23 protein-coding genes are annotated in these 26,124 nt (G+C 70.9%); 9 read left to right on the top strand and 14 right to left on the bottom strand.

All coding sequences use genetic code 11. The features are described from left to right. Positions 1-2: 2 nt before the first annotated feature. From RCR19_RS36260 to RCR19_RS36235, 6 genes are all read right to left on the bottom strand, one after another. Positions 3-509, bottom strand: a complete 507-nt coding sequence (locus RCR19_RS36260; protein WP_331268983.1) for a hypothetical protein — start codon at positions 507-509, stop codon at positions 3-5. 26 nt (positions 510-535) lie between these two features. Beyond that, entirely contained in the window at positions 536-2,227 is a 1,692-nt protein-coding gene (locus RCR19_RS36255; RefSeq protein ID WP_331268982.1) for a beta-L-arabinofuranosidase domain-containing protein, read from the bottom strand. A gap of 660 nt (positions 2,228-2,887) precedes the next feature. Further along, complete coding sequence (locus tag RCR19_RS36250; protein WP_331268981.1) at positions 2,888-3,325, bottom strand: PPOX class F420-dependent oxidoreductase; 438 nt, start codon at positions 3,323-3,325, stop codon at positions 2,888-2,890. A gap of 161 nt (positions 3,326-3,486) precedes the next feature. Further along, positions 3,487-5,568: a SpoIIE family protein phosphatase gene (locus RCR19_RS36245; RefSeq protein ID WP_331268980.1), complete on the bottom strand. Its 2,082-nt coding sequence runs from the start codon at positions 5,566-5,568 to the stop codon at positions 3,487-3,489. Between the two features lie 195 nt (positions 5,569-5,763). Further along, positions 5,764-6,453, bottom strand: a complete 690-nt coding sequence (locus tag RCR19_RS36240; protein ID WP_331268979.1) for a ribonuclease H — start codon at positions 6,451-6,453, stop codon at positions 5,764-5,766. Between the two features lie 136 nt (positions 6,454-6,589). Continuing rightward, complete coding sequence (locus RCR19_RS36235) at positions 6,590-7,387, bottom strand: VOC family protein (protein ID WP_331268978.1); 798 nt, start codon at positions 7,385-7,387, stop codon at positions 6,590-6,592. 137 nt (positions 7,388-7,524) lie between these two features. On the opposite strand from RCR19_RS36235, the gene RCR19_RS36230 reads away from it, so the two are divergent. Both RCR19_RS36230 and RCR19_RS36225 read left to right on the top strand, forming a co-directional pair. Then, entirely contained in the window at positions 7,525-8,529 is a 1,005-nt protein-coding gene (locus tag RCR19_RS36230) for a zinc-binding alcohol dehydrogenase family protein (protein ID WP_331268977.1), read from the top strand. A gap of 76 nt (positions 8,530-8,605) precedes the next feature. Beyond that, on the top strand, positions 8,606-9,847 hold the full coding sequence (locus RCR19_RS36225) for a PP2C family protein-serine/threonine phosphatase (RefSeq protein WP_331268976.1): 1,242 nt from the start codon (positions 8,606-8,608) through the stop codon (positions 9,845-9,847). Between the two features lie 18 nt (positions 9,848-9,865). On the opposite strand, the gene RCR19_RS36220 is transcribed toward RCR19_RS36225, so the two are convergent. Further along, positions 9,866-10,732 carry a Cof-type HAD-IIB family hydrolase gene (locus RCR19_RS36220; RefSeq protein WP_331268975.1) on the bottom strand — a complete coding sequence of 289 codons (867 nt, stop codon included), beginning with the start codon at positions 10,730-10,732 and terminating at the stop codon, positions 9,866-9,868. A gap of 519 nt (positions 10,733-11,251) precedes the next feature. Between RCR19_RS36220 and RCR19_RS36215 the strand changes: the two genes are divergently transcribed. Both RCR19_RS36215 and RCR19_RS36210 read left to right on the top strand, forming a co-directional pair. Next, positions 11,252-11,524 (top strand): STAS domain-containing protein, encoded by a 273-nt coding sequence (locus RCR19_RS36215; protein ID WP_331268974.1) that lies wholly within the window; start codon positions 11,252-11,254, stop codon positions 11,522-11,524. A 51-nt stretch (positions 11,525-11,575) separates the two neighbouring features. After that, the gene (locus tag RCR19_RS36210) at positions 11,576-11,764 is read left to right on the top strand and encodes a hypothetical protein (protein WP_331268973.1); all 189 of its coding nucleotides are present in this window, start codon (positions 11,576-11,578) and stop codon (positions 11,762-11,764) included. Positions 11,765-11,901: 137 nt separating this feature from the next. Here the strand turns inward: RCR19_RS36210 and RCR19_RS36205 are convergent, their stop codons facing one another. Further along, positions 11,902-12,336 carry a protease inhibitor gene (locus RCR19_RS36205; protein WP_331268972.1) on the bottom strand — a complete coding sequence of 145 codons (435 nt, stop codon included), beginning with the start codon at positions 12,334-12,336 and terminating at the stop codon, positions 11,902-11,904. 374 nt (positions 12,337-12,710) lie between these two features. Between RCR19_RS36205 and RCR19_RS36200 the strand changes: the two genes are divergently transcribed. Then, positions 12,711-13,274, top strand: coding sequence for a hypothetical protein (locus RCR19_RS36200; RefSeq protein WP_331268971.1), 564 nt, complete (start codon positions 12,711-12,713; stop codon positions 13,272-13,274). Positions 13,275-13,308: 34 nt separating this feature from the next. Here RCR19_RS36200 and grpE read toward each other — a convergent pair whose 3' ends face one another. Both grpE and dnaK read right to left on the bottom strand, forming a co-directional pair. Further along, a complete protein-coding gene (gene grpE / locus RCR19_RS36195) occupies positions 13,309-13,824 on the bottom strand; it encodes a nucleotide exchange factor GrpE (protein ID WP_331268970.1) in 516 nt (171 codons plus the stop codon). Between the two features lie 2 nt (positions 13,825-13,826). After that, positions 13,827-15,689, bottom strand: coding sequence for a molecular chaperone DnaK (gene dnaK, locus RCR19_RS36190; RefSeq protein ID WP_331268969.1), 1,863 nt, complete (start codon positions 15,687-15,689; stop codon positions 13,827-13,829). A gap of 422 nt (positions 15,690-16,111) precedes the next feature. Here dnaK and RCR19_RS36185 point away from each other — a divergent pair, with 422 nt between their 5' ends. After that, positions 16,112-17,695, top strand: a complete 1,584-nt coding sequence (locus RCR19_RS36185) for a cytosine permease (protein WP_331268968.1) — start codon at positions 16,112-16,114, stop codon at positions 17,693-17,695. Further along, on the top strand, positions 17,695-18,375 hold the full coding sequence (locus RCR19_RS36180; RefSeq protein WP_331268967.1) for a cyclase family protein: 681 nt from the start codon (positions 17,695-17,697) through the stop codon (positions 18,373-18,375). Before RCR19_RS36185 ends, RCR19_RS36180 begins: the two co-directional genes overlap by 1 nt. A gap of 107 nt (positions 18,376-18,482) precedes the next feature. On the opposite strand, the gene RCR19_RS36175 is transcribed toward RCR19_RS36180, so the two are convergent. Further along, positions 18,483-19,652: a helix-turn-helix domain-containing protein gene (locus RCR19_RS36175; protein WP_331268966.1), complete on the bottom strand. Its 1,170-nt coding sequence runs from the start codon at positions 19,650-19,652 to the stop codon at positions 18,483-18,485. 114 nt (positions 19,653-19,766) lie between these two features. Between RCR19_RS36175 and RCR19_RS36170 the strand changes: the two genes are divergently transcribed. Together RCR19_RS36170 and RCR19_RS36165 are read left to right on the top strand one after the other, a co-directional pair. Next, a complete protein-coding gene (locus tag RCR19_RS36170) occupies positions 19,767-20,936 on the top strand; it encodes a lactate 2-monooxygenase (protein ID WP_331268965.1) in 1,170 nt (389 codons plus the stop codon). Then, entirely contained in the window at positions 20,933-21,907 is a 975-nt protein-coding gene (locus RCR19_RS36165) for an NAD(P)-dependent oxidoreductase (protein WP_331268964.1), read from the top strand. The genes RCR19_RS36170 and RCR19_RS36165 overlap by 4 nt, the downstream gene beginning before the upstream one ends. 66 nt (positions 21,908-21,973) lie before the next feature. On the opposite strand, the gene RCR19_RS36160 is transcribed toward RCR19_RS36165, so the two are convergent. From RCR19_RS36160 to RCR19_RS36150, 3 genes are read right to left on the bottom strand one after another with little or no spacing between them, the layout of a single operon-like run. Then, complete coding sequence (locus RCR19_RS36160; protein ID WP_331268963.1) at positions 21,974-24,355, bottom strand: glycoside hydrolase family 3 N-terminal domain-containing protein; 2,382 nt, start codon at positions 24,353-24,355, stop codon at positions 21,974-21,976. Next, entirely contained in the window at positions 24,352-25,170 is an 819-nt protein-coding gene (locus tag RCR19_RS36155) for a carbohydrate ABC transporter permease (RefSeq protein WP_059129746.1), read from the bottom strand. Before RCR19_RS36155 ends, RCR19_RS36160 begins: the two co-directional genes overlap by 4 nt. Further along, entirely contained in the window at positions 25,170-26,123 is a 954-nt protein-coding gene (locus RCR19_RS36150; RefSeq protein ID WP_059129745.1) for a sugar ABC transporter permease, read from the bottom strand. Before RCR19_RS36150 ends, RCR19_RS36155 begins: the two co-directional genes overlap by 1 nt. Position 26,124 lies beyond the last annotated feature (1 nt).

Here is a 26,124-nt window from a genome sequence, read left to right as displayed (position 1 = left end):
GGTCAGGAGGCGATGTCCGCCCGGGCCGCTGCTTTGATCAGCGTGTGGCGCTCGTCGGCCGTGAGTTCCCCGGCCGCCACACGATCCCGGCTGACCGCGGTGACCGCCTGCACCAGGCCGCCCCTGTTGCGGAACGGCCCACGGTCCCAGACCTCGTCGAGGAAGGTCAGGCCTTCGGCGCCGGGCCGGTTCTCGATGCCGGTGGCCGTGGCACCGAAGACGATCTCGGGTTCGGTGCGCTTGAAGTAGACGTGGTAGTCGTCCGTGGTGTTGATGTAGAAGGGCGCCAGCGTCAGGCCGTTGGTGGTGAACGTCATCGGTTCCCCGGTCGGCCGGATGGCGCTGCTCAGATCGCGGCTGAGCGGGTAGTCGCGGTACAGGGTGAGGTTCTGGTACGCCGTGGCCGAGCTGCGGATCACCAGGGGGACGGGGCCGTAGGCGACGGCCTGGGTGGCGGGGTCGTCCAGTGCGCGTTCGATCCGCAGGGTGAACGGCGCGGCGATCTCCACCCGGTCCCCGGTCCGCCAGCGCCGGTTCAGCGAGACGTACCTGCCGGGCTTGGCGTCGATCCGCTGGCGGACTCCGTTAGCCGGACGGTGAAGCCCTGCTCGGCCCAGTAGGGGACCCTCAGCCGAAGGTCGAGGTGGCCGCTGCCGGTCACCGTCAGACTGCTGGTGCCGGTCGGATCGGTCGGGTACTGCGTGGACTGGGTGACGGTCAGCCCTCGCTCCGGCCAGTGGAGGGTGGACGGAAGGTAGAGGTTCACGTAGAGCGTGGAGCCGTCCCTGGAGCTGAAGTAGACGGAGTCCTGGAACTTGGCGTGGGTTTCGAGCCCGGTGCCGCCGCAGCAGGTGCCGAGGTTTCCGTACGAGCGGCGGGCACCCGGATTGACCGGCACGAAATAGGTCAGCAGCGGGTTGGTGTCGCTGGAGGTGTTCTGCCGCGAGGAGAGGATCTGCCCGTACAGGGCCCGCTCGTAGTACTGCATGTACTTCGGGTCGGCCGTGTGGAAGAACAGGCTGCGGCTGAGCTTGAGCATGTTGTAGACGCAGCACGTCTCGGCGTTGCTCTTCTGGATCGTGGAGGCGATGACGTCCCGTGCGCCGAATATCTCGCCCGAGCCCGCCATGCCGCCGTCGACATAGGTGCGGTGCGGAACCACCATGTCCCAGAAGTTCTTGGCCGCGTCGAAGTACTCGCGCTCCCCGGTCTGTTCGTAGATCTCGAGGTATCCCTGGTACTGAGGGATGTGCTGATTGGCGTGCTCGCCGTCGATGGTGTCCTCGTTCGCGACGGCGGCGTCGAACAGGTAGGTGTTGTCGAAGCACTTGGCGGTGGTCAGGTACTTCTCGTCCTTGGTCAGGGCGTACAGGTCGGCCATGACCACGGGCATCGCGTTGTACTCGCCCGCGATGTAGATCTTCCACATCCGGTCGAGCTGGGTGCGCGGCAGGTGTCCGAGCCGGCTGTACGCCCAGTCGCCCATGCCCAGAACGATCTCCAGCGCCTTGTGATTGCCCGTGTGCTGATAGGCATCGAGCAGCCCGCGCATGATCATGTGGCAGGTGTACCAGGGCGCCCAGATCGTGGGGTACGTCGCGTACTGCTCAAGCCGGATGTACTGCGTTTCGGGGTAGGCGGCCAGATAGCCGACGTGGCTGGGCGCGGCCGGGTCGTCGGTGCCGACCAGGGCGCCGAGGGCGTCCTGGCATTCGCCCAGCGCGGTGACCATGTAGTCGGCCTTCTCCTTGTGGGCCGGCTCGCCGGTGCCCGCGTACGCCAGGCACAGTGCGCTGAGGAAGTGTCCCGCGTAGTGGCCTCTGAGGTTGCCGTCCGCCGTCTCCCAGCCGCCGGGCGGCTGGGCCCCGAGGGTGTCGAGCCCCGCGTTGGTGCGGAAGACGGCGAGCATGCGGTCGGCCGAGTAGGCGTGCAGGAAATTCAGCACCCTGTCGCGGTTGTCCGTGAACAGGCTCGGCGCGAGCGTCACGCGCGTGTTGTCGAACGGCTTGACGACCCAGGACGAGGGGACGGGCGAGGCGGAGGCCCCGACGGCCCCCGCCGCAGAGCCCTCCCCCACCGCGGCGGCCGTCGCGGGAGTCGCCGCGCCGGCCGCCGTCGGGAACATCGCCTGGAACGCGGGGATGGCGGTGGCGAGCGCGGTCAGCCGTAGTGCGTCGCGCCGTGAGAACTCGGGCATGGTGAACTCCTCGGTGACGGCGGAGGCCACGGGGGTCCTGTGCGGCCGGGACGGTGCGACGGCAGGCTCGGGCGGCCCGCCTGTGTGTTCCGGCCGGGGACGGGGAAGCCGTGACGTTCCGACAAGTGCGTACGGGGCGGGTGCGTGACGGGGCACGAGCGGGGCCGGACGGCGCGGGCGCGCGGTCGGGATCCGCGGGAGATCAACCCCTACCGATTGTTCGATATCTCGACCGTTGTTCGAGTTGCTGAGTGACAGTATGTGGGCCGTTTCCAGAGTGTCAATGGGGACATGAAGGTTCGGTTCGAAGAACGGCCGTCGACTGCTCGCGATGGGTACATCGGGGTCGGATGCATCACAACTACGCACCGGACGTGGGCCGTTGACACGCCTTCACGGGCGTCCTACGCTCCGGCTCGTTCGTTCCGCAGAACGAAGACGGCGTTCAGGAGGCGGTCCATGTGCGGTCGGGCCTGATCGGCACCAGCGCGCGAGCGGCACCCACAGGGCCGGGAGAACATGACCCGCAGCGACGGCGAAAGGTCAGCCCCCGACGGCGGGGCGGCCACCGGCCACCTCCGGGACGGCCCCGGTGACACGGCGCGGCCGGTCGTGCGGAACAAGGCGCCCGGCCCGATGCGCACGCCTTCCGGGAGGCACCGGTGTCCGGCGGCGAACGCCCGGTCGGCCTCAGTGCGAGGGTGCCGCCCACGGGCCGACCCCGCCGATGCGCTCGACCGAGTAGCGCACGATGTAGCCGGGGCCCTTCGGCGCCGGGAACTCGGTCTCCGGTGAGACATAGACCTTGGCCAGGCGGTTGAGCAGGTCCCAGGTGCCGTCGCTCGGCTGCACGGTGGCCCGGGCCCGCAGCACGGCGTACTCGTTCAGCAAGGCGCCCCGGACCCTGGGGGCGTCGAAGGACAGCACGACCCTGGCGTCCCGCTCCATGTTGCGCAGCTTCACATGGCGCGCCATGTGGCCGCTGACGACGTCGTCTCCGTCCAGCCCGATCCAGATGACGGTCACCTGAGGGCTGCCGTCGGGGTTGACGGTGCTCAGGTGGACCATGGGGCCGGACTCGATCAGCTCCCGCAGCTGCCGGGGCAGTCGAGTGTTCTGGTTCGTCACATCCCTTCAACGCGCCCCCGCGCGGGCGGACACGCGTACGGGCCGGCGCGCGGGGCGATTTCCCCCGAACGACCGACTCCGGCGCCCGGCCCGGCAGGTTCGCCACGGTGCACGCCTCGGACCCGTCCGACCGCGACGGGGTTCCGCCGGGGCGTGTGCCATCACGGTGGTTCTAGCGCCTGCTCGGTCCACACGGTCTTGCCGTCGGGTGAGTAACGGGTCCCCCATGCCTGGGACAGCTGCGAGACGATGAACAGTCCGCGTCCGCCCTCGTCGGTGGTGCGGGCGTGCCGCAGATGCGGTGCCGTGGCGCTGCAGTCACTGACTTCGCAGGTCAGGCCCCGGTCCAGGATCAGGCGCAACTCGAGGGGCGGACCGCCGTAGCGCAGGGCGTTGGTGACCAGTTCGCTGACGATGAGTTCGGCGTTGAGCGCGGTCTCCTGACCCACCCGCCAGTCGGCGAGCCGGTCGCGCGCGTACCCACGGGCCGTCGCGGCGGCCGTGGGCTCGTCGTCGAGTCGCCGGGTGGCGATGCGGTCGCAGGGGAAGGGACGCGTACGGGCCACCAGAAGAACGGCGTCGTCGGCCTCCATGTCGGCCGGCAGGCCGTACAGGATGTCGTCGCAGAGCTGCTGTACCGGTTGGTCGCCGTCCGCCACGGCCAGGCGAAGAGGACTTCTCTCACAGGTCAGGTGCGAGGCCAGCACCGCGTTGCCGGCGAAGGCGATCACGCTGCCGTGCGGAAGCCGGATGTGGTCGGCGGCGAACGGCGCCCGATCCGTACTGCCCAGCCCCGGCCCGGCGGGGGTGTCCGGCCGGTCGACGGTGCCGTCGGGATGCACCACGACCGGCGCGGGGTGCCCCGCCCGGGCGACGGTGCACATCCGGGTCAGCGGGTCGTACACGCCGTACACGCAGCTGGCGGTCAGCGGCTCGCGGTGCAGCGGGGTGCCGGGCGGGACCGCCGCGCGCTCGGCCGCGAGGAGCGCGGCGGTGTCGTTCAGCCGGGCGAGGAGTTCCTCCGGGTCGAGGTCGAGCGCGGCGAAGGAATGGACCACGGTGCGCAACTGCCCGACGGTCGCCGCCGCCTGGATGCCTCCCCCCGCAACCGTTCCGGCGACCAGGGCGGTCCGTGCGCCGGACAGGCCGATGGTGTCGAACCATCCGCTGCCGCCCTCACCGGGGCGGGCGATGCCTGCGGACTCCAGTGCGGTGAGCGAGGCAGGGAACAGCGGGAGGATGTGCCGCAGGACCGTCGCCGCCACCGTGTGGTCCCGGGTGTAACGCCGGGCGTTGTCGATGCACAGAGCGGTGTGCCGGGCCACGTCCCGGGCGAGTTCGAGGTCGTCCTCGTCGTACGCGCCGGGCGTCCTGGCGCGGTACAGGCACACCAGACCGATCACCGTGCCGCGCAGGTCCAGTGGGACGGCGAGCAGACTGTGCGACCCGGACTCGCTGATGGCGCGGGCGCGCGCCGGGTCGGCCGTCAGCCATGGCAGGTCGGGGCGCAGCGCCACGGTACGCGGTCGCAGGTCGGCCACGGCCTGACTGTAGGGGGTCGGTCCGGGGATGGCCCGGACGTCCCCCACCGGGTACGCCTGCGGCTGCGCTCCCGCCGCGTTGCTGCGAAAGGCGACACGCCGTAGCCGCACGTCGCGGGGCAGCGGGGACAGCGGAGGGTCGTCGCCCCGGATCACGGCGTCCACCACCTCCACGACCGCCACGTCGGCGAACGCGGGGACCAGCTCCTCGGCCAGCTCCTGGCATGTGGCCACGACGTCGAGGGTGCGTCCCACGCACTCTCGCACGGCGTCCAGGATGCCGAGCCTGATCCGGGCCCTTTCCCGGTCGGTGACGTCCACCACCGTCATCGCCACGCCGAGGACCGTGCCCGAACGCTCCTCCAGCCGGAAGGCCGAGATCTCGTACAGACGTTCCTGACCGTGGTCCGCGGGCGGCCGCGCCCGCATGACCCGTCCCTGCACCGGAACGCCGTCCTTCAGCACACCGCGCAGGAGGTCCCTTGCCGCCTTCTCCTCCACCACGTGGTGCGCGTTGGGGATCGGCCGCCCGACGAGGTCCTCTTCCCGCAGGCCCCGCACGGTCGGGCCTGCCGTGCTGATCCGCAGCACGCGCAGATCGGTGTCCAGCACGGCCAGGCCGATCGGAGACCGGGCGAACAAGGCGTCCAGCGTCGCCATCCCGGCGTCACGTGCGTCGCTGCCCCCACGGCCTTCCGCCATGGAAGTCACCTCCAGTGCCGCACGACGGCGGTGCGCACCGCGAGCGGCTCGGGTGTCCCACTTCCGGTGTACTCCGCCCCTGTGCATCCGGCGAACCGACGCGACCCTGCACGCTATGTGACCGGAACCGGACAACAAGCGGTCCGGCAGACGGCCCGTGCCGTCACGCCACCGCGGTGGAGGCTTCCCCGGTCGTCAGGCGTCGCCGGCCGTGCGGCACTCGGGGTGGCCCCAGCCCTGGGCGTTCTTGGCGATCGACTCGCCCGCGGCGTAGGAGCGGCCGCAGGCGCAGCGACCGGGAAACTTCGCCTTGAGGGTGCGCGCGGCGGCGCGCTTCTTCGCGGGTGCCGGGCGGCGGGACGCGCCGGCCGCCGCCGGTTGCGCCGACGGCGGCGGCTCCGGGGAGCCGTACGCGCTGCCGGCCGCTTCCTGCACGCCGGCCGCCTGACTGGCGGCGCGGTCCGCGAAGTCGTTGAGGCGGTCGCCGCCGACCTGGTGCGCGGGGACGTAGCGGAACGCGACCTCACGGCCGTCCAGCAGCTCGTCGATGCGCACGACAAGGTCCTGGTTCGCGACGGGCTTGCCCGCCGCGGTCTTCCAGCCGTTGCGCTTCCAGTTGGGCAGCCAGGTCGTGACCGCCTTCATCGCGTACTGGGAGTCCATCCGGATCTCCAGCGCGACATCCGGCGCGACGGCGGTCAACAGACGTTCCAGCGCGGTGAGTTCGGCGACGTTGTTGGTCGCCTTGCCCAGCGGGCCCGCCTCCCAGCGGGTCGGGATCTCGTCCTCGTCGGCGACGACCCAGGCCCATCCGGCAGGTCCGGGGTTCCCCTTCGAAGCCCCGTCACAGGCGGCCACAACACGTTCACGCATGCCTCCGATCATGCCACGCTCCGGACCCCGCCCTGGCTCCCGGGGTGCAGGCCCGTGCTGCCGGAAGAGGGCGGCCGAGCGGGACCGCGGCCCGAACGCGCCCGCGCGTGCCGCCGTGACGTGCGCACCGCTGCCCCGGTGTCAGCCGTCAGGAGACATCCGTCGTGTCCGGCATCCGCCCGTGGGTGGTGGTGATGTCGATGACCGAGAAGTTGGCGCCCTGGGGGTCGCTCAGCGCGGCGAAACGACCGATGGGGCTGTCCATCGGGCCGAACCGCAGGATGCCTCCGTGCTCGACGGCCCGCTGGACGGCCACGTCGCAGTCCTCGACGGTGAAGTAGACATTGACGTACGGCGGAAGCTCCGGCGGGAAGTCGTTCGTCATCTTCATCCTGCCGAGCACGGGGTTCCCGTCGAGTTCGAAGACGCGGAAGTCGATCGCCTCGTCCTCGATCTGCTTGGCTCGATAGGGGTAGACGGCGGGGAAGAACGCGTCGGACCGTTCCGGTTCCCGAGTGAACACCTCGGCCCAGCAGTAGGCGCCGGGCACGTCCCGCGCCTCGAAACCCTCGTGGGCGCCGGCCTGCCAGACGCCGAAGACAGCGCCGCTCGGGTCGCGGGCCAGGGCCATGGTGCCGAAGTCCCCGACCTGCACCGGTTCCATCAGCACCTCACCGCCGTGGTCCTTGATCCTCCTGGCGGTAGCGGTGGCGTCGGCCGCGGCGAGGTACAGACACCAGGCCGACTGGCCCTCCTGACCGTTCATGGGCGGCACGACCGCGGCGACCGCCCTGCCGTCGGCGTACGCCTGCGTGTAGTTGCCGTACCGGGAGGACGCCTCCCCGAACGTCCATCCAAGGACGTCGCCGTAGAAGGACATGGCCGCTTCGACATCGGTGAACATCGCGTCGGCCCAGCAGGGCGTTCCCTCGGGTTGAACCGCCATGGCGTTCGACCTTCCCCGTACGACGGATCGGGCTGCGTTCCTCACGCTAGCCAGGCCCGTGCCGCACCGCGCGCCGAACCGCGGTCCTGATCCACGCTGGAACGGGGACGGTCTTGGGACGGGACGGGGCACTGACGATGCGCGCATGGGTGGTGGACCGGCCGGCTCCCGTCGAGCGGGAGCCGCTGCGGTTCGTGGAGCGACCGGTCCCGGAGCCGGCGCCCGACGAGTTGCTGGTGCACATGCGGGCCTGCGGTGTGTGCCGTACGGATCTGCATGTCACCGAGGGTGATCTGCCGGTGCGCCGACCGGGGGTGACACCCGGCCACGAGGTCGTGGGCGAGGTCGCCGGGACGGGCGCGGACGTGAGCGGATGGACCGTCGGCGAGCGGGTGGGGGCCGCATGGCTGCGCCGCACGGACGGCACCTGCCGGTACTGTCTGCGCGGGGCCGAGAACCTGTGTCCCGACTCCGAGTACACCGGCTGGACCTCCGATGGCGGCTACGCGGAGTACATGACCGTGCCGGCCGCGTACGCCTACCGGCTCCCGGCGGACGTGCCCGACGTCGCGCTGGCGCCGCTGCTGTGCGCGGGGATCATCGGATACCGGGCACTTCTGCGGACGTCGCTGCCGTCGGGCGGGCGCCTCGGGCTGTACGGCTTCGGGGGCAGCGCTCATCTGTGCGCGCAGGTCGCCCTGGCCCAGGGGGCCACCGTGCACGTCCTGACCCGGGACGAGGCGTCCCGGCGACTCGCGCTCGACCTCGGGTGCGCCTCGGCGCGCGATGCCTACGACGCACCGCCGGAGCCGCTCGACGGGGCGATCCTGTTCGCACCGGTCGGCGATCTCGTCCCGGTGGCGCTGCGGGCGCTGGACCGGGGCGGCGTCCTCGCGGTCGCCGGCATCCATCTGAGCGACGTGCCCGGCCTGCGCTACGAGAGCGAGCTGTTCTACGAGAAGGAACTGCGCAGTGTCACCTCCAACACGCGTCAGGACGGCCGGGAGTTCCTGGAGCTCGTGGCCCGGTACGGCGTACGCGCCACGACGCACCCCTATCCGCTGTCACAGGCGCAGCGGGCCCTCACCGATCTCAAGGCCGGGCGCTTCGACGGGGCGGCCGTGCTGGTGAACGATCTCTGACCAGGCAGGCGCGGGTGCGTGCGGGGCGGTCCCGTGCGTGGATGGACTCGGAGAGGCGTCGTCGCGGAGGTGCACTGTGGGCGGTGGCCACGCTGCGGACCCGCCGTACGGCGTGGGCTCCGAGGTGTCGTCGACGCTGTACGGCCTGGACAACGCGCTCGAGTCGATCGGTACGACCCTCGACGAACGGACCACCTGCCAGGAACTGGTCGACTACATGTGCGACCTGGTGTGCGACGCGGCCGTCGTGGACCTGTTGCCCAAGGACATCCCCTCGATGTCGCCGGTGTCCGACCCGGACCTGGAGCGGGTGGCGACGGCGGGACGGGCGGACCTCCTCGGGTCATGGGGCGAGGGGGGCCTCCGCTCGCTGCCCGTGCGGGCACTGGCGGAAGGGCATCCGATCACCGCTTCGGCGGACCCGGCCGGGCAGGGGCAACGCCAGGCCATGACCGTTCCGCTCCTCGGGCACGGCCGGCTGTACGGGGTGCTCCTGCTGGTGCGCGACGGCGCGGTGTTCGCGGACCAGGACACCGTCCTCACCCATCTCGCGGCGCGACTGGCGGCCGTGCATCTCGGGCACGCACGCCGGTACACGGACATGCGCGGCACGGTGTACCGACTCCAGCGGGCGCTGCTGTCCGAGCCGGGGCGGCCGCATCCCAACCTGGACCTGGCCACCCGCTATCTGCCGGCCGGTGGCGGCGCCCTGGTGGGCGGAGACTGGTTCGAGACGGTGCGGCTGCACTTCGGCAGGACCCTGCTGGTCCTGGGCGACGTCATGGGTCACGGCCTTGACGCGGCGGTCGACATGAACGCCTACCGCTCGATGCTGAGGTACATCGCCTCCACGGACCTGCCGCCCCATCGGGTGCTGCGCCGGCTGGACGCCGCCGTCGCCGAGGACGGAAGCCGCCGTCCGGCGACCTGTGTCCTCGTCCAGGTCGACCCGGCACGGGGTACGGCGTCGCTGACCAGCGCGGGGCATCTGCCGCCGGCGCTGTTCGGCGCCGACGGGACCGGAGAACTGCTGGACGTGCCGGTCGGACCGCCCCTCGGGACGGGGGTGGGAGGCTACGAGCTCGTCACCCGGACGCTCTCGCCCGAGGAGACGCTGCTGCTGTTCACCGATGGGCTCGTGGAGCGGCGGGAGGAGGACATCGACGTCTCCCTGGCGCGGCTCGCCGGACTGCGGCTGCGGCCCGGCGCGAGCGTCGAGGACCTGCTCGCCGACGTCCTGGCCCGGCTCGACGCCCGCCATGCGGAGGACGACGTCGCGGTCCTGGCTGCCCGCATCCGTCGCCGCCCGGAGGTGTGAACCGGGGCAGCGCCGTTCTCAGCGCGTGGGCAGCCCCATCAGCCGGGAGATCGTGCTCAGGACGCCGTACTCGGTGTTCGGCGGTGCCACATAGCGGGCGCGCCGCAGCACGTCCGGGTGCGCGTTGGCCATGGCGAAGGACCATTCGGCCGCATCGAGCATCTCGAGGTCGTTGAGATAGTCGCCGAACACCAGCGTCTGCGCGGGCAGGATGCCCAGCTCACGCTGGAGCCTGCGCAGAGCGGCGCCCTTGTTGGCGGTGGCGTTCATGATGTCCACCCAGTGCTCGCCCGAGACGACGACCTGGTGGCTCTTCGCGAACGGCGCGAGGGCGGGGGCGGTGGTCCGCTCCACGGGCCCGAAGTCGTAGAGCGCCACCTTGAGGAACTCATCCTCGACGGCGGTGAGGTCGTCGACGATGCGCAGCAGGGCGTAGTACCGCTTCACCTCGGTCACAAAGGCCTCGTCCGCGCGCTCGACGTAGGCGGACTCCTTCCCGCACAGGACCGCGCCCACGTCCACTCCCTCGGCGGCGAGCAGCCGTGTCCTCCCGATCACGCGGGCGGCCACCGCTGCGTCCAGCGGATCGGAGCCGAGTTCCACACCGTCGCGTACGACGTAGGTGCCGTTCTCGGCGACGAAGACCATGCCGTCCCCCGCGTCGGCGAACTGCCGTGCCAGGGTCGCGTACTGGCGTCCGCTGGCCGGGCTGAACAGCACGCCGCGACGGCGCAGTTCGGCGAGGAGCGGCCAGAGGTCCTCGGGTATCCGCCCGGCACCGTCGAGGAGCGTGCCGTCCATGTCGGTGACGACGAGTCGGATGTCCACGGGCTCGCCCGGCAGTTCGGGGGAGGTCGGGAGACACGTGGGCGTGGTGAAGGACATGGCCTGCTTTCCTGTGCGGGGCGGCGATCGGGGAGCTGTCCGCGTCCGGGCGAGCGCGGTCGGGGGTGCGGGGTCAGTCGTTCCGGGCGCGGATGCACGGTCCGACACGGCACGGCACGACGGCTGTGGGCGCGCGCCGACCCGCGGCGGTCGCCGGCGGCCGTAACAGCCCTTCCGGATGGGCGGAATCGGCCCGTGCTCTTGAGGCGCGGGTCGGCAGGAGAGCCGACTGGGCCGCCGGTTCGCGCACGGCGCGGGGATGTCTGTCATGCGCCCTGATCCGAACCGTGGCGATGCCGGTCGGGCGTGCAGGGGTCGCGCACGTCTGCCGGGACCCGGGGTCCGGCAGGATCCGGAAGGCCGGCTCACGGACCGGAGTCGTGTCCGGCAGCCCGGCCCCGGCGGGCGCTCGGCGGATCTCCATCGCATCCCTTGTCGTAGGGTCCCTGTGTCGTCGGCGCCGTCGCCTCGTCGTGGACCCATCGTACGGGCTGCCGTCCGACCGTCCGGGGGTACCCGGTGTCCGTCGCGGCCGGGCCTTCGGCGGACGTGGGGGCGGCCACCGACCGTTCCACGCCGGATGTCCTGGTGGCTCTGCGGCCGGTCGACTCCTTCGACCGCTCCGGCCTTCGTGTGCTGTGCCGGGCGGAGACCAGGGCCGGGGAGCATGGCGGGCGCCATCGTCTGGTGTCGGAGACACCCCGTATGCATCAAGTGCTTCGCGCAGGCGGCCCGCTCACCCGCCTGTGGCCACCGGCGGAATGTGCCGGGCCCCGACGAAGGCGTCGATGAAACGATGGAGCCGATGTCCTACGGACGGCCGCTGGAAGGGGAGACGCGTAAGTGAAGTTCGTTCTCGAGGTCGACATGGGAGACACGGGCTGGGACGGGAACGCCGCCTCGGAGCTGGGGCGGATCCTGCGCTACTGGGGCGGGAACCTCGGGCACTTCGAGCTCGAGCCCGGCGACGGGTCGGTCGTCCACGACTCCGGCTACCGCGAGGTGGGCCGCTGGTCGATCAGCGGCGAGTGATTGCGGGGGCCGGCCGGACGGCCCCACTCCGTCCGGCCGGCTCCGCTGCGAGATCGCGTGGAGCACCGCTCAGGGCTTGCACTCCCCAGTCACAAGCCCTGGATCGACACATGCGGGCACCTCGCGATCCGCGTCTCTCAGAACGTGAAGACGGCTGTCCCGTGGGTGTTCTTCACGCACTCGTTGGCGAAAGTCCGTTCGTAGTCGACGCGCTTGCCCTGCCAGACGCCCTGGACGGTGACGACCACGGGGTCGTACTGCTTGGTGCAGAAGACGCCGTCTCTGATCGCCAGCGCATCGAAGTCACCGCCGGCCGCGCGTAGTTCGGCGCAGGCGTCGACGGCGTCCGGATGACTGCCGGAGGCGCCCGGAGCGCAGGTCAGGGTGACCGCACGCTGGGGCGTGACGAGAGCCGCGCTCTCGCCGTGGCCCGTGGTCAGGACGAGCGCCGAGGGGGCGTAGAGAGAGGCGGGGGCGGCGTTCGGGGCGGCGAGGGCGGACCCGGTGAGGGGGCCGCAGACGGCGGTGGCCGTGAGGGTGAGGGCCGCTGCCCAGCGCGCGGTGTTCGGCATTGTGTGCATCCTTCCGCTCGTAACGGGGTCGCGGTCCGGGTCGGTGGTGCCTGTGCGGGATCCCGGACCGTTCGAGGTGCCGGTTCGGCGAGCCGGAGTCTGCCGAGTCCGAGCGGGAAACTCACATCGACCCCCCTCGTTTCGGTAACTTTGAGTATTGAATCAGTGGCGTGAAGTCACAGAATTCGAACGGGTGCGGCCGGGCGCCGCATGGGCATCGGGATCGGAAAGCAGCCTTCTGGCCGGAATCCCGCGGCTCGGCAATCGGCCTGAAACATTCCGCTTGGCCGTGAATGCAAGCGCTGTCTTCAGCCCCTGGCAAACAGACCCTCCGCGCCCTTGCCTTCACATCGAAGCGGAGTAATCGTCATTACATGATTACGAGCGAACAGCAAGAGCAGCTACGCGGCTGGTTCGCCGGCCGCCTGCCCGACGACCTCTTCGAGAGCCTGCTCGAGGTCGTCGTCGACCGCGAGGAGATCACCGTGGTCGGCCGTATCCCCGAGCCCCGGCTCACCGAGGGCGCCTCGCCCGCCGAGAGGTCGGCGGCGATCGGGGCCCGTGTCCAGGAGTTCCGTGAACGCACGCGCGAGGAACGGATCGCGGTGGCGCGCGAGGCGGAGCACCGGTTCCGCAAGAAGGTCTCCTGGGGTGTGCAGTGCGGAGGTGAGCGTGCATTGTTCACGCACATCGCGGCCCCCGTGATGACCCGGCTGCGCCAGCCCGAGCGTCAGGTGCTCGACACGCTCATCGCCGGCGGGGTCGCACGCAGCCGAAGTGACGCGCTCGCCTGGTGTGTGCGCCTGGTGCAGCGGCACACCGACGACTGGCTCTCGGAGTTGCGCGAGTCGCTGGAGCATGTGCAGCGGGTCCGGGCCCAGGGCCCCGACACGGAGTTCCGGGACGGACCGGCCGACGCGCCCACCGAGGAGGAATGACCGGGGGTCCGGCGTCACATACGCCGGATCACCCCTACGGGTCCCGGTGCTCGCCGGTGCCGCAGCCCCCGGCGGTCCCCTCCGCTCCCCCGCCCCTGCCGAAGGCGGGCGGGCCGGTGACCGTGACGCGCGCGGCACGCAGCAGCCGGTCACCCACCCGGTACCCGCGGCTCAGGATCTCGGTACAGGTCAGCCGCTCGGCGTCCGGCGCGACCACATGCGTCACCGCCTCGTGGCGCGTGGGGTCGAACGGTTCGTTCACCTCAGCGAACGCCTTCAGCCCCAGGGACGCCAGTTGCGTCTCCAGGACGTCGGCGACGGCTTTGAGACCCGGCGTCATGGCCTCCTGCCGACGGGCCCCTTCGACCGCGTCCAGAACGGGCAGCAGCGCTCTCAGCACGTTCTCCGTGGCGATCTCGCGCACCGCCAGACGGTCGCGGCGCACCTGCTTGCGGTAGTTGTCGTACTCGGCCTTCACCCGCTGCAGATCGGCGGTGCGCTCGTCCACCAGACGGAGCAACTCCGGGCTCTGCGGCGGGCTCTGGTTCATGGTCAGCCCGCCTGTGAGGTGTTGTCGTCGTCCACGATCTCGGCATCCACGACGTCGTCCTCGGCCCGGGGGCCGCCGCTCGCCGTGCCTTGCTCCGGCCCGGTGCCGCCCTCGGGGCGCGCCTGCTCGTACAGGGCACTGCCGATCTTCTGCGCCGCGGCGGCGGCCTTGTCCATGGTCCGCCGGATCTCCGCGGAGTCCTCGCTCTTGAGCGCCTCCTTGAGTTCGCCGATGGCGCTCTCCGTCTCGCTCCTCGCGTCCGCGGGGATCCTGTCCCCGTTCTCGGCGATGAGCTTCTCCGTCTGGTAGACGAGTTGCTCGGCCTGGTTGCGGGTCTCGGCGGCCTCGCGCCGGTTGCGGTCCTCCTCGGCGTGCTGCTCGGCCTCGCGGACCATGCGGTCGATGTCGTTCCTCGGCAGGGCCGAACCGCCGGTGACGGTCATCTTCTGCTCCTTGCCGGTGCCGAGGTCCTTCGCCGTGACGTGCATGATGCCGTTGGCGTCGATGTCGAAGGACACCTCGATCTGCGGGACACCGCGCGGCGCCGGCGGCAGACCGGTCAGCTCGAACATGCCGAGCTTCTTGTTGTACGCCGCGATCTCACGCTCGCCCTGGAAGACCTGGATCTGCACGGACGGCTGGTTGTCCTCGGCCGTGGTGAAGATCTCGGACCGCTTGGTCGGGATCGTGGTGTTGCGCTCGATCAGCTTGGTCATGATGCCGCCCTTGGTCTCGATACCGAGGGACAGCGGGGTCACGTCGAGGAGCAGGACGTCCTTGACCTCACCCTTGAGGACACCGGCCTGGAGCGAGGCGCCGACGGCGACGACCTCGTCCGGGTTCACACCCTTGTGCGGCTCCTTGCCGGTCAGCTCCCGCACCAGTTCCGTCACCGCCGGCATCCGGGTCGAACCGCCCACGAGGATCACGTGGTCGATGTCCGACAGCTTGATCCCGGCATCCTTGATCGCCTGGTGGAACGGTCCCTTGGTGCGCTCCAGCAGATCCGCCGTGAGCTGCTGGAACTGCGCCCGGGTGAGCTTCTCCTCCAGATGCAGCGGGCCCTCCGAAGAGGCCGTGATGTAGGGCAGGTTGATCGAGGACTCGGTGGACGAGGACAGCTCGATCTTGGCCTTCTCGGCGGCCTCGCGCAGACGCTGCACCGCCATCTTGTCCTTCGAGAGGTCGACGCCGTACGCGTTCTTGAACTGCTGCACCAAATGGTCGACGACGCGCTGGTCCCAGTCGTCACCGCCGAGACGGGTGTCGCCGTTGGTGGCCTTGACCTCGATGACGCCCTCGCCCATCTCCAGCAGGGACACGTCGAACGTGCCGCCGCCGAGGTCGAAGACGAGGACCGTCTGGTCGTTCTCCTTGTCGAGGCCGTAGGCCAGGGCCGCCGCGGTGGGCTCGTTGATGATCCGCAGCACGTTCAGACCGGCGATCTCACCGGCCTCCTTGGTGGCCTGTCGCTGGGCGTCGTCGAAATACGCCGGCACGGTGATCACGGCGTCGGTGACGTCCTCGCCCAGATACGCCTCCGCGTCCCGTTTCAGCTTCTGCAGCACCCGCGCGGAGATCTCCTGCGCGGTGTACTGCTTGCCGTCGACGGCGCCGCTCTCCGGGAAGCGCCAGGTCGAGTCGCCGACGTGCCGCTTGACGGAGCGCGCGGTGCGCTCGATGTTGGTGACCGCCTGCCGCTTGGCGACCTCGCCGACCAGCACCTCGCCGCTCTTGGCGAAGGCCACGACCGACGGTGTGGTCCGGGCGCCTTCGGTGTTGGTGATCACGGTGGGCTCACCGCCCTCGAGGACCGAGACCACCGAGTTCGTGGTGCCGAGGTCGATACCGACCGGACGTGCCATGGGGCTCTTGCCTCCTCGCATCGTTCCTGTAGAGGTCCGCTCCGCGAGTACCCGCGCCGACGACTTCACTGCAGGGACGTGGAGCATCTCCCGCGTTCCGCGAACTGCCTCTACTGCCTGAATAAAACCTGAGTTCCCTCTTGTCAAGTTTGACCATGGCTCCACGCGCAGTCGGGAGAACGCCCTGTTCAAGGCCGAGCCCCGGCCTCCCCGCCTCGCCGACACGGTATGGATGAACCATCCAGCGTGGGAACGGAGGCTGGATGGATCGTCCACTGGTGCGGTGCCCGCGTGCGAGCCTAAAGTCTGCGAAACCCTTACGGACGGCCCGCCACGCCCCGCACACCCTCGCGACGGCACGGGCCGGACCGGCCCACCGCGCCACGAACGCGCTCCGCCGCCCTTCCCCAGCAGGAGCTCCGTTGCCCGAGACCCCCGCCTCCCCCGCCGCGCCCCCGTCCCTCACCGAGGTCGAGACCCACGGCGTCGAGCGCATCCCCGACGCGGACCGCACCGCGACGCCGTTCGATCTCTTCCGAGTCGCCTTCGGCGGCGCGAACACCTTCTCCACGTGCGTTCTGGGCGCCTTCCCGATCCTGTTCGGCCTCTCCTTCTGGCAGGGACTCGCCGCGACCCTCCTCGGCGTGGTCGTCGGCGCCCTGATCCTCTGCCCGATGGCGGTGTTCGGCCCGGTCAATGGCACGAACAACGCGGTCTCCTCCTCCGCCCACCTCGGTGTGCACGGCCGTGTGGTCGGCTCCTTCCTCTCGCTGCTCACGGCCGTCGCCTTCTTCTCGATCTCCGTGTGGAGTTCGGGCGACGCCCTGGTCGGTGGCGCACACCGGCTCTTCGGCCTCGATCGCGGCAATCTGTCGTACGTCGTCGCCTACGCGCTCTTCGCCGGGCTGGTGCTCGCGGTGTGCGTGTACGGCTTCCGGTTCATGCTGTTCGTCAACAAGATCGCGGTGACCTCGGCGACCGTGCTCTTCCTGCTCGGGGCGATCGCCTTCGGCGGTGACTTCGACCCGTCGTACGCGGGCGCCTTCACCGCCTCGGCCGATCCCGCGACGAAGGCGCTGTTCTGGCCGTCCTTCATCGGCGCCGCGCTGATCGTGCTGTCCAATCCGGTGTCGTTCGGCGCCTTCCTCGGCGACTGGTCGCGCTACATCCCCGCGCACACCCCGCGCCGCAAGGTGGTCACCGCCGCGTTCCTGTCGCAGATCGCGACGCTGCTGCCGTTCGTGTTCGGTCTGGCGACCGCCAGCATCATCGCCAAGCAGGCACCGAAGTACGTCGACCCGGCGGCCCCGGACTTCGTCGGGGGACTGCTCGCCATCTCCCCGACGTGGTTCTTCCTTCCGGTGTGCCTGCTGGCACTCATCGGCGGCATGTCGACGGGCACGACGTCGCTCTACGGGACCGGGCTGGACTTCTCGTCGGTCTTCCCCCGGCTCTCGCGGGTGCAGGCGACGCTGGTCGTCGGTGTGCTGTCGATCGCGTTCATCTTCATCGGCCGATTCGGGCTGAACCTCGTGCAGTCGATCTCCACTTTTGCAACGATGATCATCACCTGCACCACTCCGTGGATGGTCGTGATGATGCTCGGCTTCTACACTCGGCGCGGCTGGTACGACCCTGACGCGCTTCAGGTCTTCAACCGCCGCCAGCGCGGCGGCCGTTACTGGTTCTCGCACGGCTGGAACTGGAGGGGCATGACCGCCTGGTGGGTCTCCGCCGTGATCGGTGTGCTGTTCACCGACATTCCCGGCCAGTTCGTCGGCCCCCTGGGCGACCTGGCGAACGGTGTCGACATCAGCCTGCCGCTGTCCCTGGCCGTCGCCGCGGTCCTGTTCCTGGCGCTCCTGAGGCTCTTCCCCGAGCCCCGGGCGGCATACGGACCGCACGGCGCCCGACTGGCCCGCACGGTCGAGTCGCCGGTGCCGCCGATCACCGGCCCCGGCGCCTGGGACGAGAACGCCCCGGCGCTCGCGGTCGAGGGCGGCTGATGGACACCTGGCTCGACCTGTCGGTGCCCGTGGTCACCGGGATGCCCGTGTATCCCGGTGACCCGCAGGTCGAGGTGGAACGGGCGCTGCGCGTGGCCACGGACGGCGTCAACGTCCTGGCCCTGCACATGGGTTCCCAGTCGGGCACCCATGTCGACGCGCCGTATCACGTGAACTCGGCCTGGGCCACGCTGGACGCGCTGCCGCTTGAGCGGTTCGCGGGTCCGGCGGTGGTGGCGGACGTACGGGGCCTGCGGGCCCGGGCGGCCATCACCCCTCAACTGCTCGCGCCCGCACTGAGCCTGCTGCGTCTCCAGCCGGGCGCGATCCTGCTGCTGGCCACCGGCTGGTCGGCGCACTGGGGTACCGACGCCTATCTGGAACATCCGTGGCTGACCCCGGAGGCCGCGCAGGCGATCGTCAACGCGGGCGTCCGCACGATCGGGGTCGACGCGCTGAGCGTGGATCCCACGGGCAACGAGGACCTGCCGGCTCACCGCGTGCTGTGCGGCGCGGCCGGTGTGATCGCCGAGAACCTCACCGGCCTCGACCGGGTCCTCGCCGCGCAGGAGTCCGGCCGCCCGGTGGACGTGTTCCTGTTCCCTCTGCACCTGCCCGGCTCGGACGGCGGCCCGGTCCGGGCCGTGGCCCGGGTCGGGGGGCCGACGGGGCAGTCCTAGTACGCCGTGCGGTTGCGCGGGTCACCTGGGCGGGCGGCCGGCCCTGCGCCGGACCGGTGCCCTCACCGGGCGTCGTCCTCGGCGCGGGGTCCGGCCCCTGGCACCGGTCAGGGCCTGATCGTGCGGGCGATGTCCAGGGTCAGACGCTGCCAGGGGTCGCGTGGGTCCCGGGCCGCCAGCACCTGGACACGCCTCAGGCGGTAGCGCAGCGACTGCGGGTGCAGATGCAGTGCCCTGGCGGCGGCCGTCGCCGACCCCGCGTCGATGTACGCGCTCAGTGCCTCCAGCAGATGGCGCTGTCCGGGGTCCGTCAGTGGGCCGAGAACGAGGCGGGCGATGTGGTCCGCGCCGACGGCCGGATGCCCGGCGAGCAGCGCGAGCACGTGTGCGTCGGCGTCGGTGAGAAGGCGGCCGGGCCGATGGGCGTGGTCGGGCGCCGTGTCGAGCGCGTCGGCGGCGAGCCGGTGGGCGACGGCCACCCGGTCCAGGCCTTCGCCGGTGATCGCGCAGCCCCGCCAGCGCCGCTCGACGAGCAGGGCCGGCGCTCGGTGGAGGGCCGGCGCGGGAAAGAGCACGACGGCGCGCGGGCCCCGGACCGTCGACAGTGCCGTACCGCCGTCGGCGAGCGCACCGACCAGCCCCGCGGCGGCCTCGTACGGCATGTCAGGGCCCTCGCCCGTCACCGGCTCGGCCACCAGGAGGCAGTAGGGATCCGGGAGATGGACGCCCAGCCGGGCCGAACGGTCCGTGCGCGCGCCGACCGAGGCGTGCCTGCCTGCGACGAGGTCGTCGAGCAGCAACCGCAGCGCTCGGTCCCGGTCCCCGGCGAGGTCCTCGGTGGTCGCCGCGTATGCCGTGGCCATCTCCTCCGACAGGGTGTCCAGCGCCGTCAGCAGCACCCGGGCGAGGGACAGGCCGTCCTTCGCCGTGAGGTGGTGCGCACGGGCGGCGACCTCGTCGGTGACGACGGCCGCCGCCACTCGATAGGCACGCAGCACCGCCTGCACCGGCCGGCCGTCGGCCGCGCGCGCCGCCGCGATGCCACGGAATCTGCGCAGGTCCGCCGGGCCGAGCGTGCCGTCGCTCGCCCAGAGGTCGAGCAGCCGGTCCACACCCCAGGCGGCGATGGCCCGCACCTCGGGCAGGCGGCTGTCGTCGAGCGCGGCATATACCGGCACCTGGGTGTTGACCGCCTCGACAACCGCCGCCACGACCCGGGGATCGGCCACGATCTCGTCCCGGACGCGGATGCGGGCCTCGAGGGGTTCGTTTATCACATGGTGATGATCCCGGCCGCGCGTTGTGTGCACCACGCTGGACGGGCCTTGTCACAGTCGCAAGGATCGTGGGCACAGGGCTCGGTCCCAGGGACGAGAGGACGGGACGTACGGATGACAAGGCACTGGGCGGACTTCCAGTACGAGATATATCTGAACGGCATGACGGGCGCCGTACCGCGGCTGCCCACCGATCTGACCCGACTGGAGCAGCTCACCGAGCAGCGACTCGGGCCCGGCCCGGTCGGATATGTGGCGGGCAGCGCGGGCACCGGCAGCACGGCGCGGGCGAACCGGGCCGCGCTGGAGCGGCGCCGGATTGTGCCGCGGATGCTGCGGGACGTGCACGAACGCGATCTGTCCGTCGAGGTGCTGGGACGTTCGCTGCCCGCTCCGCTCGCCCTGGCGCCGATCGGCGTCCTGTCGATCATGCATCCGGACGCCGAGCCCGCGGCGGCGCGGGCCGCGGCCGCGCAGGGCGTGCCGTTCGTCCTGTCCTCGGCCTCCAGCACTCCGATGGAGCAGGTGGCAGAGGCCTCGGGCGACGGAGAGCGCTGGTTCCAGCTGTACTGGGCCAAGGACCGCGAGGTCACGCGCAGCTTCCTTACCCGGGCGAAGTCGGCCGGGTTCACCGCGCTGCTCGTCACGCTCGACACGCCGCTGCTGGCCTGGCGGCCCCGGGACCTCGACCAGGCGTATCTGCCGTTCCTGCACGGTGTCGGCACCGCCAACTACTTCTCGGACCCGGCCTTCCGGGCGGGCCTGGCGAAACCGGTGCACGAGGACCCCGACGCGGCCGTGATGCACTTCGTCGGCATGTTCGCGGACCCCGGCAAGACCTGGCCCGACCTGGCGTTCCTGCGGGAGAACTGGGACGGCCCGATCGTGCTGAAGGGCATCCTGCACCCGGACGACGCCCGCCGGGCCGTCGACGCGGGGATGGACGGCGTGGTGGTCTCCAACCACGGCGGCCGGCAGGTGGCCGGTTCCGTGGCGGCCGCGGACGCCCTGCCGCGGGTGGTGGAGGCCGTCGGGGACCGGCTCGCCGTGCTGTTCGACAGCGGCGTCCGCACCGGCGACGACATGTTCAAGGCCCTCGCGCTGGGCGCGCGGGCGGTACTTCTGGGACGGCCCTATGCCTACGGGCTCGGGCTCGACGGACAGGCGGGCGTCGAGCACGTCATCCGGTGTCTGCTGGCCGAGTTCGACCTCACCCTCGCCCTGTCCGGGCACGCCGGTCCCGGCACGCTCGGCATCGACGACCTGATCGAGGAATCCGCATGACCGCCGTCAAGAACGTCCTTGCCGTGGTCTCGCCGCACGTCGGCGGGCGCTCGACCGGCGCCGGACTCGCCTCCGTCTTCCCCGGCGAGGCCCATGTGACCGTGGTGGAGCGGCCCGACGAGGATCCGGCGGCACTGCGCACGGCACATGTCATCGTCACGGGGCTGGCCCCCGTCACCGCCGAACACATCGCCGCCGCACCGGAGTTGGAGCTCATCCAGTGCGCGAGCCACGGCTTCGACTACGTCGACCTGGAAGCGGCCCGCGCCCGCAACGTGCCCGTGTGCAACATCGGCTCCAGCGGCGCGGAGAAGCAGAACGTCGCCGAGCAGACCTTCGCGCTCATGCTCGCCCTCGCCAAGCAGCTCGTACCGGCGCACACGGCGCTCGTCGAAGCCGACTGGGCGCTGCCGCGGCTGCAGCGGTCGATCACCGAGCTGTCCGGCAAGACCCTCGGCGTCGTCGGGCTCGGTCATATCGGTGAGGAGGTCGCACGCCGTGCGGTCGCCTTCGACATGACCATCGTGTACGCGGGCCCCCAGCGCGTGAACGCGGACATCGAGGCACGGCTCGGCGCCCGCCACGTCGAGCTCGACGAACTGCTGCGCATCTCGGACTATGTGACGCTGCACACGCCGCTCACCGACGCGACCCGGCATCTGCTCGACGCCGAGCGCCTGGCGCTGATGAAGCCCACCGCGTTCGTGATCAACACGGCGCGGGGCGCGCTGATCGACCAGGACGCGCTCGCGGACGCGCTGGAGAAGGGTACGCCGGCCGGCGCGGGGATCGATGTCTTCGACCCCGAACCTCCCACGTCCGCCTTGAGGTTGCTCAAGGCGCCGAACGTGGTGCTCTCCCCGCACGTCGCCGGCGTCACCCGGGAGACCCTGGTACGGATCGCCCTGGCGGCGGTGCAGAACGCGGCCGACTTCCTGTCCGGCAAGAAGCCGCGGGACATCGTCTCCTGAGACCGGCACCGCGCTCGGGCGGTGCGGCGGCCCGGACCGTCCGAGACGGTCCGGGCCGCCGTCGTGTCACTCGGCCGGCTCGGCCTCCTGACCGAAGACGGCGTGGAGCCGCCTGGTGTGGTCCACGGACCGCTCCGGGCCGGTGAGCGTGACCGTCGCCGTCAGACGCGGATCGGCGCTGGACGCGGCCAGACGCAGCTCAAGATCCCCCGGTTCAACGACGCGGCGTCCGCCACGGCCGGTGAAGGAGGCGAGGTCGGCCGGAATCGTCACCCGCAGCCGCCGCGCCTGGCCGGCCGCCAGCGGCACCCGGGTGTAACCGATGAGCCGCTGTACCGGCTGGACGACCGAGGCGACCGGATCGTGCAGATAGAGCTGCACGACCTCGGTGCCCTCCCGCTCCCCCGTGTTGCGCACGGTGAACGCCAGGCGGAAGGCGCCGTCCGTGCCCGTCTCCTTCTCCTCGATCGCGAGGTCGCTCCAGTCGAAGGCCGTGTACGACAGTCCGTGCCCGAACGCGAAGGCCGGTGTCGGGTCGATGTTGGACACCTCACTGGACTGGGCGAGCCGCGCACCGAGGTAGGTGGCGGGCTGGGCGCCCGGGCCCCGCGGCACACTGACGGGAAGCCGGCCGCCCGGGTCGGTACGGCCGCTGAGCACGCCGGCAAGGGCGGTGGTCCCTTCCACTCCCGGGAAGAAGGACTGCACGATCGCGGCGGCGCCGTCGACAGCACGGCCGAGCGCGTAGGGCCGCCCGGCGAGCAGCACCGTCACCACCGGGGTGCCCGCGTCCAGGAGCGCGTCGAGCAGTTGCTGCTGGGCTCCGGGCAGCGCCAGCGACTCGGCGTCGCAGCCCTCGCCGCTGGTGCCGCGGCCGAAGAGTCCCGCGCGGTCGCCCAGTACCGCGATGACGACATCGGCCTCACGCGCCACACGGACGGCCTCGTCGATGCCGGCGGTGTCGCCGTCGTCGACTCCCGTCCCGTGGGCCACCGTGACGTCCGCGCCGGGGAACTCGCGCTCCACGGCCTCGCGCAGGGTGGGCAGGGCGATCCCGTCCGCGACCTCGGGGTGGTGCACGCCGACGTGCAGGGGGAAGGAGTAGCAGCCCAGCACGGCCGTCGGCTCCTGGGCGTTGGGGCCGACCAGCGCTATGCGGCGGGGCCGGTCCAGCGGCAGTGTGCCGTCGTTGGCGAGCAGCACCACCGCCCGTTCGGCGACCTCCCGGGCCAGATCCCGGTTCTCGGGCGTGTCGAGGTCCACCGTGCCGCGCAGTGCGTCCGGGTCGTCGAGGTCGGCGCCGGCGAGGGCGGCAGGCACCGGGCTCCAGTCCGCGTCGAGGAGTCCCAGCCGGGCCTTCTCGGAAAGCACCCGGTACAGGGCACGGTCGACGATGCTCTCCGGTACCCGTCCGGCGGTCACGGCCTCGACGAGCGGTGCGCCGAACGTCTTCACGGTGGGCAGTTCGACGTCGACTCCGGCGCGCAGGGCGGTGCCGGCCGCCTCGCTCCAGTCGCCGGCGATCCCGTGCAGTGTCCGCAGGAAGGCGATGCCGAAGTAGTCGGCCACGACCGTGCCGTCGAATCCCCAGACATCGCGCAGCAGCCCGGTGAGCAGATTCTCGTCGGCCGCCGCGGGCACACCGTCGGTGTCGTTGTAGGCACTCATGACGGACCGGGCTCCGCCCTCGCCGACCGCCATCTCGAAGGGCGGAAGCAAAATGTCGGCGCATTCGCGTGAACCCATGCCGACCGGGGCGAGGTTGCGCCCGGCCCGCGAGGCGGAGTAGCCGACGAAGTGCTTGAGCGTGGCGACGACGCCGGAGGACTGAAGTCCCCGTACATAGGCCGTGCCGACGGTGGCCACCAGGTAGGGGTCCTCACCGATGGTCTCCTCGACACGGCCCCAGCGGGCGTCGCGGACCACGTCGAGCACCGGGGCGAGGCCCTGGTGCACGCCGACGGACCGCATGTCGCGGCCGATGGCGGCGGCCATGCGGTGGATCAGGTCCGGGTCGAAGGTGGCGCCCCAGGACAACGGGACGGGATAGGCGGTGGCCTTCCAGGTCGCAAAGCCGGCCAGGCACTCCTCGTGCGCGACGGCGGGGATGCCGAAACGGTTCGCCGAGGTGATGCGCGACTGCGTGCGCAGCAGCGAGAGCGCGCCGAGAGCGGGGTCGACCGGAGCGGTGCCGAAGGGCCGGGTCAGCTGGCCCAGGCCGTTCGGCAGGAGAGCGTCGAGGTCGACGGCCTCCTCCATGTCGTGCTGATGGGGGGCCACTTCACCCCCCTCGTCGGACGCGCCGACCCACACACCGTAGAGCTGTGCGATCTTCTCCTCGAGGGTCATGGCGCCGATCAGGGCCGTCACCCGGGTGTTGACGTCGCGGGCCGGATCGTTCCAGACGGGGATTTCGGGGGTGGTCTCAACTGCCACGTTGGCGGTCACTTTCCTCCGACGCCCATGAGCCCCTGGACCAGGGCGCGACGGGCGAACAGGTAGACGAGCAGGACGGGAACCATGGACAACACCACGGCTGCCAGCAGCCCGGGGATGTTGATGCCGTGTTCGGTTTGGAAGTTGTAGAGACCCAGGGTGACCAGCTTGGTGGAGTCGGACTGGGTCAGGACGAGGGGGAACAGGAAGCCGTTCCATGCCTGGAGGGCGGAGAACACCACGATCGTGGACAGTCCGCCCCCGGAGAGCGGAACCACGAGCTGGAAGAACATGCGCCGCGGAGTGGCCCCGTCCATGGCCATGGCCTCGAACAGCTCCGGGGAGATGTCGCGCATGGCGCCGCTGAGGATCAGGGCCGACATCGGCAGGCAGAAGGCGGCGGTCGGCAGGATGACCCCGAGGAGGTTGTCGTACAGACCGGCCTTGCTGATCAGGTAGAACATCGGAACGATCACGGCCTGCGCCGGGATGGCGAGCCCGAGCAGGAACAGCCGGAAGACCTGCGAGGTGACCCTGCTGCGGCTGCGCACGATCGCGTAGGCGAGCGGCGGGACGAGCAGCAGCACCAGTCCGACCACACACGCCGTGACGATCACCGTGTTGAGGAAGTACTGGCCGAAGCCGGAGTCGAAGGCCCCGGTGTAGTTGTCGAATGTGAAGCTGTGCGGGAAGGACAGCGGACCGTTCCGGGTGTACTCGGACTGGGGCTGCACCGTCGCGACGAGCATCACGTAGAGCGGCAGGCCGACCAGGAACAGCCAGACCACCGAGCCCACGCCGGCCAGATGGTTGGGGCGTCGCCTCATCACAGACCCTCCATGGAACTGCGCATCTTGTCGTAGCCGGACACGCGCACGACGATCAGCGAGATGATCGTCGCGGCGACGACCAGGACGAGGGCGATGGCGGCGCCGGCGCCGAAGTCGAAGCTCTTGAAGGCCTTTTGGTACATGTAGTAGGCGCTGATGGTGGTGTCGGTCCCGGGGCCGCCCTGGGTCAGGATGAGGACCGTCTCGAACGTGGTGAGTCCGCCGACGATCATCAGAATCATCGAGGTCACGACCGAGTTGCGCAGTTGCGGCAGGGTGATGTGGAAGAACTGCCGGTAGCGCCCCGCACCGTCGATCTCCGCCGCCTGGTACAGGACCTGCGGGATCGCGCGGGCGGCACCCTGGTAGATCAGCGTGTGGAACGGGGTGAACTGCCAGGTGCTCACGAACGCGAGCACACCTATCGCGCTGGCCTGCTTGCCGAACAGGTTGCCGTCGCCGAACAGCCAGGTGGCCTGCGCCGGGATACCGAAGTTCGGGTCGAGCAGCGCCCGCCACAGCACCGAGACGGCGGTGGAGGACAGCAGCAGCGGAATGAAGTAGATCACCGACAGCACCGCGCGGTTGCGCTGCTGTCCCGCGGCCCAGACGCCGAGCAGGATGCTCAACGGTGTCTGGATGGCCACGCCGAGCACGGTGACCAGCAGAGTCAGCCAGATGCTCTTGATCATCACCGGGTCGTCCAGCACCCGGGACCAGTTGTCCATGCCGACGAACCGGGGCGACCCGAGGCCGTTCCAGCTCATGAAGGACAGCACCGCCACCATGACGAGCGGTGCGATGGCGAAGATCAGGAAGAAGAGGGTGGCGGGGACCGCCCAGGCGAAGCCCGGGCGTCCCACGTGGGCGGTGTAGGAGCCCTCCGACCGCCGCCGGGCCGGGGTACGGGACCCGGCGGCAGGAGGAGCGCTCGTCGTTTCAGTGGTCATG

Origin of the sequence: Streptomyces sp. WAC07094 (assembly GCF_036320405.1) — a bacterium.
Classification (GTDB): Bacteria; Actinomycetota; Actinomycetes; order Streptomycetales; family Streptomycetaceae; genus Streptomyces; species Streptomyces lannensis.
The sequence above is the reverse complement of the archived record's forward strand: the minus strand, read 5'-3'. Positions and strand labels throughout refer to the sequence as shown.